General features: G+C 62.9%; 8 protein-coding genes. 3 read left to right on the forward strand and 5 right to left on the reverse strand.

Annotated elements, in window-relative coordinates:
• The first annotated feature begins 117 nt into the window (after nt 1–117).
• The 3 genes from KIT79_13925 to KIT79_13935 all read left to right on the forward strand — a co-directional run bounded on the left by KIT79_13925 (nt 118) and on the right by KIT79_13935 (nt 2,090).
• Entirely contained in the window at nt 118–492 is a 375-nt protein-coding gene (locus tag KIT79_13925) for a response regulator (GenBank protein ID MCW5830401.1), read from the forward strand.
• Nucleotides 493–612: 120 nt separating this feature from the next.
• Nucleotides 613–1,494 carry an acyltransferase family protein gene (locus KIT79_13930; GenBank protein MCW5830402.1) on the forward strand — a complete coding sequence of 294 codons (882 nt, stop codon included), beginning with the start codon at nt 613–615 and terminating at the stop codon, nt 1,492–1,494.
• A gap of 29 nt (nt 1,495–1,523) precedes the next feature.
• Nucleotides 1,524–2,090, forward strand: coding sequence for a hypothetical protein (locus tag KIT79_13935; protein MCW5830403.1), 567 nt, complete (start codon nt 1,524–1,526; stop codon nt 2,088–2,090).
• 12 nt (nt 2,091–2,102) lie between these two features.
• On the opposite strand, the gene yaaA is transcribed toward KIT79_13935, so the two are convergent.
• From yaaA to tpx, 5 genes are all read right to left on the reverse strand, one after another.
• Nucleotides 2,103–2,912 (reverse strand): peroxide stress protein YaaA, encoded by an 810-nt coding sequence (gene yaaA / locus KIT79_13940; GenBank protein ID MCW5830404.1) that lies wholly within the window; start codon nt 2,910–2,912, stop codon nt 2,103–2,105.
• A gap of 159 nt (nt 2,913–3,071) precedes the next feature.
• Nucleotides 3,072–3,392 carry a hypothetical protein gene (locus KIT79_13945; protein MCW5830405.1) on the reverse strand — a complete coding sequence of 107 codons (321 nt, stop codon included), beginning with the start codon at nt 3,390–3,392 and terminating at the stop codon, nt 3,072–3,074.
• Nucleotides 3,389–8,923, reverse strand: a complete 5,535-nt coding sequence (locus tag KIT79_13950) for a putative Ig domain-containing protein (protein ID MCW5830406.1) — start codon at nt 8,921–8,923, stop codon at nt 3,389–3,391. The genes KIT79_13945 and KIT79_13950 overlap by 4 nt, the downstream gene beginning before the upstream one ends.
• Before the next feature lie 224 nt (nt 8,924–9,147).
• Nucleotides 9,148–12,030, reverse strand: coding sequence for a sigma 54-interacting transcriptional regulator (locus tag KIT79_13955; GenBank protein MCW5830407.1), 2,883 nt, complete (start codon nt 12,028–12,030; stop codon nt 9,148–9,150).
• A gap of 105 nt (nt 12,031–12,135) precedes the next feature.
• Nucleotides 12,136–12,654: a thiol peroxidase gene (tpx, locus tag KIT79_13960; GenBank protein ID MCW5830408.1), complete on the reverse strand. Its 519-nt coding sequence runs from the start codon at nt 12,652–12,654 to the stop codon at nt 12,136–12,138.
• Nucleotides 12,655–12,713 lie beyond the last annotated feature (59 nt).

Consider the following 12,713-nt stretch of genomic DNA (forward strand, 5'->3'; position numbering starts at 1 on the left):
TAACCGGGACTTTGCCGTGCCGCGCCAAGAGCGGTTTTCACAGTCTCTTGACGCGGCGGGCATATATTTGTCGTGAAATTTTGAATATAGTGAAAGGGCGCGTGGAGGGATTCTCGCTTGGGCAAGGGCAAGACGATCCTCGTGGTGGATGACGATCCGGAAACCCGGACAATGCTCCGGGAGATGCTGGAACCGCAGGGATATGCGGTGGTTCTGGCAGAGGATGGCGTCGAGGCGCTCAACAAGCTGGAAAAGTCGAAGTTCGATCTTGTCCTGATGGATCTCGCCATGCCCCGCATGGATGGAATACAGGCCACTCGCGAAATCCGCCTCCGGTCCTATGGCTCGAAACTCCCTGTGGTGGCGATTTCGGCCCACACCTCCGGTACCGCCGAGGAAGAGGCGTTCGATGCCGGGATGGACGGCTATCTCAGGAAGCCCTTTACCCGCGACCTTATTCTCCTTGAAATCCGCCGCCAGTTCGGCGGATGAGTTTCCCTCCCAGTTGTCCCGCGCCCGGCGCGTGCTACACACGTCCTGGGTGTGCCGCAGTTTCAGGGGCTGGGGCACCCATGAAGGGCGGCCCCATTCAGGTGGCCGGTAGATACGGTTATGGACCAGTCGAACAGGCATCGTGTGATCGAATTCGCCCGGCGGGTGCTGGGTGACGAGCGCGTGGACCTCATTCTGAATGCCCCGTTCAACGATCTGGGTTTCGGCTACGACCAGTTCGGCATGGAGCGCGAATCAATCCTGCTGGGCTACCTGCTGGCACGGCCGCTTTACCAGAGCTGGTTCCGCGCAGAAAGCACGGGACATGAAAACCTGCCAGCCAGGGGCCGGGCGATGGTCGTTCCGAACCACTCCGGCGTGCTGCCGATCGACGGCCTGCTGATTTACATTGACATCATGGAGAAGGCACCCAATCCCCGGCTGATGAGGGGGATCATCGAAAAGGTGTTTTCGGGGATACCTTCGGTCGGAACATTCATGCAGCGCTGTGGCCAGGTGACAGGCACCCGGTACAACTTCGAACAGCTTCTCGAATCGGAAGAACTGGTGACGGTTTTTCCAGAGGGGGCCAAGGGCCCCGGCAAGCCGTTCAGCGACCGGTACAAGCTGGTCAATTTCAATGTGGGTTTCGTGGAACTGGCGATCAGGCACAAGACGCCGATTATTCCAACATCGGTGATCGGGGGCGAGGAACAGTATCCGGCGCTCGTCAATATCAAGCCGCTCGCCAAAGCCCTGGGTGTTCCGTATTTCCCCATCACGCCCCAGATGCTGCTTCTGCCCCTTCCCCTGTGGGGGCTTCCGCTTCCGACCAAATACCGGATTCGCTATGGAGCGCCAATCGAGCTTCATCGGGAATACCCGGAGCATGCGACCGAGGATCCCGAACTGATGCGCCGTATTGCACGGGAGATACAGGACACTGTCCAGGAAATGGTCAATGAGGATCTCGCCGGGCGTGAGAGTGTCTGGTTCGGCTGACACCGGTAAATGGAAGCGGAGGTAGTCCCATGATCAACCCGCTGGATCAGTTCATCGTCGGGCCAGTCACCGGAGAACTGGAACTGGAGCGGTACGTGATCGGTATCGCGTCACCGGTGGAAGACGTGTTTGAGGTAATTGGTGGATACCGGTTCCTGCGCCAGATGCTCGGATTGCCCCAGGAGACAACCGGCAGCGGAGAAGTGTCGGCTTCGCGGATGGGCTACCGCTTCACCTTTCCGGACCGGGACAGCATGGACAAAGGGGACGCTATTTCGCTGAACCCGCTGTTCGAGAGCCTGAAGATCGGATTCGAGGTGAGCAAGGTCCAAAAAGACCACCGCGTGCGCCTGCGCTATACGGACGGGCCGCTGGAGGGGAAGCTGACCTGGACCCTGGAGCCTGATCCCAAGGACGACAACCGGACCATTCTCGAGTTTACCGCCGACTGTTCTATCGAAGACCCATGGTTCCGTCTCGTGTGGCTGCTGTTCTTCCAGTGGGTCCACTATTTCGTGATCGGACTGATGCTGCTTGAGATAAAGCGCGCTGCCGAGCGGCAGCGGACCGGGGAGCCTGGACTTCAGCCAGCCTGAGAAACTGACCGGTTATCCCTGGACGAAGACGATCTCGCCGGAAACGCCGTCGTAGCTCGACAGTTCCTTCGAGACCTTGAACTTGGGGACCGGGCTCTTGCGGGACCAGCCCTTCGGGTCGAACTTGCCCGCTTCAAGCACGCTCCGCACGAGCTGTCCGCGCAGGACTTTCGCGCCGTGGGTAATCGAGGTGAACCTGACCTTGGAACCCTTGCCGCTCGTCTTGCCGAACTTCACCTGAACCCAGGCAATCGCACCTGACGGCGGGGCAATGGTCTTGGCATGTTCCTCGGGTAGAAGGTCGAGAACGCCACGGCCCTTCAGCTCACGGATCCACAGATGCGCCAGTTCGCCCTTCCAGTACCGGGTCAAAGGCCCCACGTCGGGGAGCTGGGCACCGATCTTGAGCTTGTAGTCAGGAATGAGATCGCCTGGCGTCACAATCCCCAGCAGTCCAGAAACAATGAGGCCCGCCTTTTTAAAGAGCTGAACCGCATCGGAGGGCAGGCTGGACGGATCAATCGCCGCATACATGTCGCCCGCGTATCGTTCGAGGGCAGTCATTGTGGGCGCATTGGCCAGATCGAGATTCGTTTCAATGGCCTTTTCGAGGGCCTTGCCCTTGAGGTCGAACAGGTCAGCCAGACGAACCTTGGCGGTTATGGCCTGCTTCAAAGCAGTTGCGACGCGATCGCGTTCACCTGCCAGCTCGGCAAACCGGTTTACTTTCGGGTCCGCCTTGACCTGGCTCCAGGGTGTAGTGCCCCCGGGAGCCTTCCGTTCGGAAGGAGCGATCAGGATTCGGAAACCGGGGTCTGCCATCTGATACTGACTGCTCTCTCCCTGGCTCACCGCTGGCAAACAGGGGTCGGCATTAAGACCATGGATGGCCAGTAAAATCAATACCGCGCCGCGTTAATACTGGCTGGGCAGGGGATTCCGAGCCCCAAGCAGCGGTGGATAATGCCCTGAAGAGGACCGTCAGCCGCTGTTTTTGCCTACCAGCTTGAGGGGTTGCCGCGTCCGGACAGGGATTCCCCGGTCCTTGAGGGCATCCTTGAGCAGACTGCCGGCAGCAAGAATGGCCTCACGCCGGTTTTTCTGCCGGGATGCCTCGTAGGGATCCCGCCGGGGCCGGGAGAGGGTTTCCTCCTCCTGCGGCAGCGGCAGGTTCTGCCAGGCCATCGTGCTCGCAACGCCGTTGGGCGGAGCGGCCGGTTCCAGCCGGGCGCCGAGCGATGAGGCCGGTGCACGGAACGGAACATCGAGTTGGTTGGGTTTTACAGGGTGGTTGAGTTTCATGGGAGGTTTCCTTTCTCCATGAATTGGCAGGTGTGGCCTTCGGCCACGGTGAAGACCTTGGGTTTGGACTCTGCCCGGGCGGAAGCTGGCCGCACGGATGAATAGAGGGAACTGAAAAGGCCCCGCATGGCGGCCTTCGCCTGACGGAGCACCCGGTTCCACAGGTTTTCCGGACCGGCATAGGCGTACGCAGTGCGGTCAGGATCGAAGCGGTCCTGTTCGATCCATGGGGCTGCCCAGGCATAGTTGACCGGGCGCGGGTAGGTGCACCCATTCCGGAAATCGATGACCGTGACGGTGTGCTCACCGGCCACGTACAGCAACTCCCCGTTGGGATCCGCCGCCACGCGCTGGAAATTCCCGTCTGGCGGCGTCACCGGGATGTTGATCTGGAAGGCCCGGTGGTTCTGCGCGGGACTGACAAGGAATACCCGGCGGCCGCCGTCCGTGACGGCGACATAGTTACCGATCACATCCAGCGACGTGATGGGAAGCAATGCAACGGGCGTGATGACTGCGGGGCTGGAGCCGCTGCCGGAAAGCTTCAGCAGGTTCATGCCGGAGGACAGGTAGAAGAAACCGCTCGCCGGGTGATAGACGAGCGACCGGCGTCCAATGCCCGCAGGGTCGGTGGGAGCCGGAATGTTCGTCACCGGGATCGCATGCTCGGCGATGGCGGCAGCACTGTCGACGTCGATGACCAGCGCCCGGCTCGTAGTCCGTTCCCTGACGATGAGGCGGCTCCCGTCCCCATTGAAGACCAGTTCAGCCGGTCCTTCTCCGGTCGGGATCAGGTATTCATCATCGTCATCGTCCAGCCTGTAGAGGCCCGCCATCCGGGCATCCGGATCAATGGCGGCGAGGGTATCGCCGCCGGGCGAGACAGCCAGCCGGACCGGGCTGATCGTGACGGCAATGACCCGGTCCAGGATGCCGGTATCGTTCAGGTAAACCTCGATCTGCTCCTGTCCGTGCCGGTATGAGTAGGTGCGCGTCCCATCGGTGACGGGCGGGGTAATATGCGTACCGGTGTAGCTGTCGGGACCAGACCAGACGGTTCCGGATCCGTCAGCCATGAGCAGCGTGTAACGCCCGCCACTACGGCCTGTATCAATCTGCCCGACGACCGGTTCTGAGCCGGCTGTGGCCAGTGCTGCCGGCAGGCCCGGCAGTTCCTGCCGTGAGACAGTAATCGTGGGACTCTGGCCCGCAACCTGCCACAGCCGCCGTGCCCGGCGGTCGGTGACCTGCAGCCGCCCGGTGTCGTCAACGGCAAGTATGCCTGCCTGTGCCGCAGGCCGGTCGATGGAGATGACGTCGCTCTCGCCGGGAACGACCCGAACGAGGTCGCCGCCCGCCGTGAGCACATAGTAGCGGCCTCCGGCGGCACGAATGGACAGCGGCTCGTCATTGGTTAGATCAATCGTCCGGGTGTCGTACGGAGCATCGGTTCCCGTAACGATGGTCAGGCGCGAAGCGCCTGATTTCCTCGCCTCCAGGATGGCAAACTCGTCTACGCTGGCCGTGGCGATGAAATCCCCGGCGCGTGAGGGGGTTTTCGCCGGAAGGTTCAGCGCGACATCTCCCAGATCGGGCAAGTCAGTCACCGAGCCGGTGAAGAAGGCCAGCATTGACCGGTAAAGGCTGCGGCTTGTGGTGGCCTCACCGGAGCCCAGACCACGGACAGCCACCAGTTCGCCTTCAGGCGTGTATATGGCGTCGTAACGGCTGGGCGGATCGTTCCCGAGACTCCGGTGCACGATTACCGCGCCGTCATCGGAAACCTCCGTGATCCCTGCGGCATGTATGACCGCAATGACCCCGGTATCAGGGTTGGCAGTCACTCCGGTGATCTCTGTTTCCGGTGTGAAGGGAACATCGAAAAGCACTGCCGGGATGGCGGGGTTCACGAAGTCGATCCGCCGGTTGTCCCGGTCGGCGACCACAAACCGGCCGGACCAGGGTGATGCGATGAGCGAGAGCGCGCCGGGGTTCGCACGGTCCAGATCGACCGAGCCGGTGCTGGGTCCGCCTGTGGTATCAAAAAAGACGAGCCGGCCTCCGGTGTTGCTGGTGAGCACACCCACCCGGCCGGTGCCGGTATCAACGGCGATGTCGAGCGCTGGCGCGGGAAGCGTGGCGGCCGTCGTGACCGACAGGTCGTCCAGGTTCACCCGATCAAGAGACGCATCGCCTGCTATCCACAGAAGCCGGCGGACGGTGTCGTGCGCCATCATTTTCCCGGCGCCGCCGGGCAGGGCGAAATCGTGCCGGGTGCCTGCCGCCCAGTCCCGGTAGAACAGCGAGGCAACACCCTGCTGGAGGACGAATTGCAGTTCGCCATCAACAGCCTGGTTGAGGGCGCGGCCATACTGCCTTGAAGCGCTGGTCAGGCTGACCGGCTGCACACACAGCCGTTTCACGTTGACCGTCACCGTGTCCGTGTGCGTCTGGAACTGGTTGTCGGTTACCTGAAGCTGGAATGTGAATGCCGTGTCCGTCCCGGCATTGATCGCAGCCAGGGTAATGGTCGAGGTCGTCTTGTTCACGGCGGCCCAGCCGGGAATATGCGCGGGATTGCCGGCGGTCATGCTCCAGAGGTAGGTGAGGCCGCCGCCTTCCGGGTCGTAGGAGGCCGTGCCATCAATAAACAGGGGCGTCGTGTCGAAAACGAACTGATCGGGACCTGCATTGGCGACCGGCGGGTAGTTGGAAGTCGATATCGTGATAATGACGGTATCCGATGCGCTGGCTGTAAAGACGTCGGTCGCGGTGAGCTGGAAGATGAGCGTAATGTCGCCGCCCGATGCATCCGGCGGGTTGAACGATGGATCCGCAGTGGTCTGTCCGGTGATGCCCACGTCCGGTCCCGAAAGCTGGGTCCATAGAAGCGAGTAGGAATCCCCTTCGGGGTCCACGGCCGAACCGGAGAGCGAATAAGGCGCGCTATCCGGAATTGTGACGTCTGGTCCGGCACTGACGAGTGGGGGCTGATTGACATTGGTAATCGTCACAATGACTGAGTCCGACGCCGAAGCGCCTGCCGGGTCAGTCGCTGTCACCTGAAACGTGAGCAGGACAGGTGTGTTGCTCAGCAGTTCCGGCGCAAAGAAACTCACAATGGCGCCCGCCCCCTGGATGGTCACGAAGGGAGAGCCGCCGGTCTGTACCCATTCGAAGGTGACGGCACCGCCCTCGGGGTCGCTGGTACCAGAGGCGTCGAGAATCACCATCGTGAGTTCAGGAGCGGAGAAGTTCGGGCCAGCATCTACCGCCGGGGGCATGTTGGCCGTCAGGGTGACCGGTCCGGCGGCGAGGTCTGACGTATTGCTGCGCCCGTCTGCTGCCTCGACGAGGACCGTATAGGCACCCGCCTGGTCAACATCATCGAGGGTTCCGCCCCACAGACCTTCGCCAAGGGCTGCCAGCTCGAAGCTGTAGGGCCCGCCGGGGCCTGACACTGCTGCCGTTACAGCGGCGACTCCAGAAAGCGGATCGCCGGCAAGCACGGTCACCTGCAAAGAAACCGATCCGCCAGTCGAGATCACCGTCGAGGAGGCGGTGAAGTCGAGGTCCGAAAGCTCCGGACCGGTGGTGTCGATGGTAAAACCGCCGGTAACCGGGACGGGGTCAGCATTGCTGAACAGGTCAACCGCATAGACGGAAAATTCATAGTTTCCGTCATCGAGACCAGTTGCCTCGTAAGCAGCGGTGAACCCGTTTGCCGATTCGGCGCTGGCGTCAGGCTCGGTGATGCCGGTCGTGAGGTTGTGAAGCTGGATCGTGAACGAGGCGATTTTCCCCGCCGGGTCGGATCCGCCCTGGGTGTCATCGCCGTAAAGGGTCAGGCGAAGGTCGTTGCCGTTTGTTTGCGGAACTCCACCCGCCAGGATCTCGATGTCCGGGGAATAGGTTTCTGGCGCCAGCAGGTCGTTGCTGGCCCGCTCAACAGCGTCCACCTTGGCGGGTGTGTTGTCGTTCAGGGCGATGGTCACGTACCGGTAGAGCGTCCCGTCACTGCCCGCATCGAGAGCGAACCGGCCGGAGCCGATCGAACCGGAGTTGGGAGCCTGTGCAAGCGCCAGCCGTGCAAGCGTGGTAGTGGTCTGCGACAGCCATACCAGCACCGACGACCGGTAGGGGCCCGCCATATCGAGCCAGGCGTCGGCTGCCCGTGAGGGACGGGCCTGAATCCATTCGCAGGGATCGGGGCCCATGTCGAGGAGAAGATATGCTCCATTGGCAAGTTGCGAGACGAGCGAGAGATTCGCCGGAGCAAGTCCCACGACCGGAGGCTGCGAGCCGCTGAGAACCGCCGTGACGGGATCGGGCGCGCCGGTGGCGCGGTCGGCCTCCTGGGTGCCGTTCTGGGCGGCGACGGAATCGGCAAAGGCATCACAGGGAACCAGAAGTGCATCACGTCCGTCGCCCGGCGGCGGGACGATGGTGAGCAGGAACGTGCGGCGATCCTCATTCAGATCCTGGTCGCGGACTGAGAGGTCAAATACATAAGTACCAGCAGTCGCTGGTGTGCCCGACAGGAGCCCTCCGGAGCTGATGGTCATGCCCGAGGGGAACGAACCGCTGCGGAACGCCCAGCTGACCGCGCCGGTGCCGCCGCTGGAAAGAAGCTGGAACGAGTAGGGAGTCCCCTGGTTTCCGGCGGGAAGAGTCAGCGACAGGATCGCGGGTTTTGTTATGTCAATAACGGTGATCCGGGCAAGCTGGGTCACAGGGGAAAGCCCGCCCGAACCAAGCAGCCGAAGGGTTCTGTGACCGGGCCCGGCAGTGGAAGCTGCGGTCAGGCTGATTTGCACCGTGTCGGCAGTGGCACCACTAATGGAGTCGACGGTGAGTCCCGCCAAGCCTTCCATCACGCCGGCAGTGACCGTTTCCAGATTGTGTCCGGTGACGGTGATCTCAAGCGTGTTGCCCGGCAGCACTGCTGCTGCCGACAGGCTCACGATCTCCGGCTGCGGCATGGAACTGTCGAGCACGTTCGTCTCGTCCCAGGGGGTGTCGGCATCGATGCCGGCTGCGAGGATTCGCCCGATAAGCCGCAGCGAAACCTGATCCGCGCCGTGCGCGGCAAGACGCTGCCGGATCGTGCCGCCTGAGGTGGCGGGGCCATCAAGCAGTGCCGCCGTGTCGAACTGGCCGGTAAAGAGATTTTCCCGCGCCGGATCCTGCAGCGTCATGGTCAGCAGATCGGTAGAGATGATCTCGCCGGTTTCATCGGGCGACAGGTAGGAGAGCCGGGCCTCGGCCTGAAACAGGATGCTCTCGGGATACAGGTCGCCGCGCAGCTTCACCTCGACTGTGATTGAGGCGGGCGGGTTGGAAGCGGGGAAGATCGACGGGGCGACAGCGATCCGTTCGGCCTGGGCGCGGAGCACCGGAGGGCCCGGCTCGACGATTGGCGGCGGGCCGCCAACCTGGCAGGCTGGTATCACGGCGGCAGCACAAAAGAGGCCCGCGAGAGCGAGTCCTCGCCCCGTGCGTGATGCGGCTCCGGTGAAAATTCTCAGCAATTTCCGGCCTTTCCTGCTGTTTCGTGCGCTTCTGTACTAAGGATACGCAAATCCCGTGCCGCTGGCCGAACCGCCCCAATGCCAGTATTCAGTAATTATTTCAAGTAGTTAGCCTACACCTGTAAGGCTGTCGTCATAGCATGATCTGCTATGTCCGGAAAACCGGACATAGCCCACTCCAAACGGACATTCTTGCCGCTCTGAGGTGCGGAGCCAGCGGGAGTCTAGTTGGCCTGACCGGCCTCGGGCTCCAGCGTTTTCAAGAGTTCATACAGCCGGGACCGGCTGATACCGAGCAGCTTGGCGGCGGCCTTGCGGTTGCCACCGGTGATGGCGAGCGCCTCCCGGACCGATTCGGCCCGGGTCTGCCCCAGCCGGTTCTGGTAGCGGGAACCGTCCATGGCACCGGGCAGGCTGCCCGGTGCGGGCGCGAAGCTCGCCAGCTCCAGGACCGGGCCGTCCTCGAGCAGCAGGGCACGGTGGATGACGTTCTTCAGTTCGCGCACGTTCCCGGGCCAGGGGTAGTCGAGCAGCGCGGCGCGGGCATGCTCGGAGAACCCGGTTACGTCCCGCCCCAAAGAACGGGCAAGCTGTTCCAGGAATCCACTCGCGAGCGGCAGGATGTCATCCCGCCGCTCGCGGAGCGGCGGGATATCGATAGAGAAAACATTCAGGCGGTAAAAAAGATCCTCGCGGAACTCGCCCCGCGCCATCATGGTCTCCAGATCCCGGTTGGTGGCAGCGACGACCCGGATATCGACTGGCGTTTCCCGCGTGGAGCCAAGGCGCGTGATGACCTTTTCCTCCAGGACACGGAGGAGCTTCACCTGCCCGGCGAGCGGCAGGTCGCCTATTTCGTCCAGCAGAACCGTTCCACCGGATGCGATTTCGAGCAGGCCGGTCTTGCGGCGCGTGGCGCCGGTGAAGGCGCCAGCCTCGTGTCCGAACAGTTCGGACTCCAGCAGACTCGCCGGGATGGCCGGCAGATTGATCCGGACGAACGGACCGCCGGAACGGTCTGACAGGCGGTGGATTTCGCGGGCAAGCACTTCCTTGCCGCTGCCGGTTTCGCCGCGAAGAAGCACGGAGCCAGTGCCGTGCGCGGCGGCGCGGACCAGACGCAGGGTTTCGCGGAAACGGGCAGACTGGGGGCTTACGACTGCGTACTCCGCGTCCATCTGGTTCTTGAGGTAGCTCAGTTCCGTGGAGAGTTGTGCCTCATGCTCACGTACGCGCCGGATGCGGTCGGAGTTCGACAGGGCGAGTCCGGCCTGATCGCAGAACGCCTCGATGAGGAACAGGTTTTCAGTGCTGAAGGCACCCGGCGAATGGCGCTTGTGCAGGTATACAAGCCCCAGCACCCGTCCCAGGGCACGAATCGGCACCACCATGACCGAGAGGACTTCGAGGTCGCGCATCGTCTGGTCGAGATCGGCCGGTAGCGCGCTCTCGATGCTGAGGGCCGATTCGCCGGTGACGCGGACCTTCTCCGCCAGCGGCTGCACGATATCCCAGTAGGCGACCTTCACCTGATGGGGGTTCATGCGGCCCGTTTCGGCCGACATGGCGGCACGCACCTCGTCACCAATAAAGAGGTACCCCTCATCGGGCTGGGACAGGTTCATCGCTTCTTCCAGTATGGAGAAAAGGAACCCCTCGGCGTCTGTATCGTCCAGTCCAGCGTTCAGCCGCTTGTTGAAAGCGAGGATCTTGAGCAGCACGAAGCTCGACTTGTCGAGGGCCAGTTGCCGGCAATCGCGCTCGAAGGCGGCAAATTCAGGGCGCTGGTCGAAGCCCTCGCGGGCCGCCGCCGGCACGTTGCCCCGGATTTCCTCGTGAATGTCGTAGGCACGCATGAACTTCTCGCGGGCAAGGGCTGCCTCCCCGCGGGCCAGCGCCATCCGTCCAGACAGGACTTCCGCTTCCCAGAGCTGGGCGAGGTAACCGGCCTTCCGGTAAAAGGTGGATGCCTGGGCGAGCAGTTTCTGCAGCCGTTTGGAAGATTTCGGGCCGCCGGGGGCAATCGCCACTTTTGCTTCCAGCATGGCCATCTGATGCTGGGCTGACGGGGTGTTGAGTCCCTCGGCCATCGAGCGGAACTGGCCAAGCCAGTCACTGGCAGCAGCCGTGTCGCCGCTCCGGAGCGCCAGTTCGGTCCGGGCGCCGAGGAGCAGGAGGAAGTCGTTGGAGTTCTTGAAGCCCTGAAAAATCTCTCCCGCACGGTCCAGCTCGGCGGCAGCAGCCTCCAGCTCGCCGGTTTCCCGCAGCATTTCCGCCTTGTACACAGCGAGATGGGCCTGGTAGAGACTGAGTTCCGGTACGCGGGTGATCTCGCCGGCCCGGTTGAAGCAGTCGCGGGCACGGTCGAACTGGCGGATGATCGAGTAGAGATTTCCGAGGTTGCTGAGGAGCGCCGCCTGGTAGTTGGCCCGCCCCAGCCGGGTCATCAGGGCGAGTGCCTGCTCGTAGTAGGACAGGGCATTCTGGTAGTGGGCTCGGTCCTGGTAGAGCGACCCGAGGTTCAGGTAAATGAGGCCAAGCGAGAGCGGATCGTCCAGTTCCTCGGCGAGGCGGTAGGCTTTCAGGTACTGCTCGATGGCTGCCTGGGGCTCGTGCATGAGCTGGCAGGAAGCGGCAATCGATTGCCGGGTGCTGATGATGCCGCGCCGGTTGCCGAGCTTCTCGTAGGTGTCGAGCGCCCGGTTGAAGGCGGGAAGCGCCTGCGAAAAGTTGCCAAGATAGAAATAGGCCTGTCCCAGCGAATAGTTCAGGACGACACTGTCGGTGTCCTCATGTCCGCCGGAACCCAGCAGCTCTTCCAGCAGCACGGCGGCATCACGGTACTTGCCCGTGCGGAGCATCAGGTTGGCGAGCGCAATCGTGATCCGGAACCGGTTGGCGTTGTCTGTGTCCGCCCGGCGTGCGCTGGTCAGCGATTCCCGCGCCAGATCGTACCGGCTGAGATGCAGCTGGCAATAGCCGGTCCAGTAAAGGAACTCCGGCGTACTGCCGTAACCGGTGCGCAACCCATCCAGAAGCCCCAAGGCTTCCTCGTAGGCGCCCCGGTCGACAGCCTCCTCGACGGGCGTGGTCCACATGTCGCTCACGGGACCAGTGTACACCGTTTGCAGGCCGCCCGAAAATGAAGCCGCCCGGCCCCTTTCCGGGCGCCGGGCGTCTTCCTTGGGACCTTATGGCAGGAAAATCGGGGGCTAGTTGGCCGCCTTTTTGGCCGCTTCGAGCGCCTGGTCGTAACCGGGTTCCTGGGTGAGTTCCGGTACCAGCTCAACGTAGGTGATCCTGTCATCCTTTCCGACGACGAAGATGGCGCGGGCGAGGAGCCCGGTTTCCTTGATCCGGACGCCCCAGTCCTTCCCGAAACCGTGATCCTTGTAGTCGGATGCGGTCTTCACCTTGTCCACGCCGGCGGCTCCGCACCAGCGCTTCTGCGCCATCGGCAGGTCCATGCTGACAGTGAGAATCTCCACACCTGGGATGGTGGCGGCCTTCTCGTTGAACTTGCGGGTCTGAGTGTCGCACACGGGCGTGTCGAGCGACGGGACGACGGAGATGAGACGCACCTTGCCGGCAGTGTCGGCGAGGGTGACGGGCTTCATGTCCTGTCCGGTGAGCGTGAAGGCGGGGGCCTTGTCGCCGGCCTTCAGGGCGGGGCCGATGAGGGTAAGCGGGTTGCCGCGGGCGGTGATGGCGCCGGCGCGTTCCTGTGTCATGGGTGACTCCTTGGCGGTGGCGGGCTTTGGGGATCGTGATGCCGTCAGCGCGGCGGGGT

The organism is Deltaproteobacteria bacterium (genome assembly GCA_026129095.1).
GTDB lineage: Bacteria > JAGRBM01 > JAGRBM01 > JAGRBM01 > JAHCIT01 > JAHCIT01.

Bases quoted from the DNA above. Each gene is read 5' to 3' on its own strand.
- yaaA (MCW5830404.1), bottom strand. From the start codon at position 2,912: ATGGCAGACCCCGGTTTCCGAATCCTGATCGCTCCTTCCGAACGGAAG.
- KIT79_13935 (MCW5830403.1), top strand. From the start codon at position 1,524: ATGATCAACCCGCTGGATCAGTTCATCGTCGGGCCAGTCACCGGAGAA.
- KIT79_13930 (MCW5830402.1), top strand. From the start codon at position 613: ATGGACCAGTCGAACAGGCATCGTGTGATCGAATTCGCCCGGCGGGTG.
- tpx (MCW5830408.1), bottom strand. From the start codon at position 12,654: ATGACACAGGAACGCGCCGGCGCCATCACCGCCCGCGGCAACCCGCTT.
- KIT79_13945 (MCW5830405.1), bottom strand. From the start codon at position 3,392: ATGAAACTCAACCACCCTGTAAAACCCAACCAACTCGATGTTCCGTTC.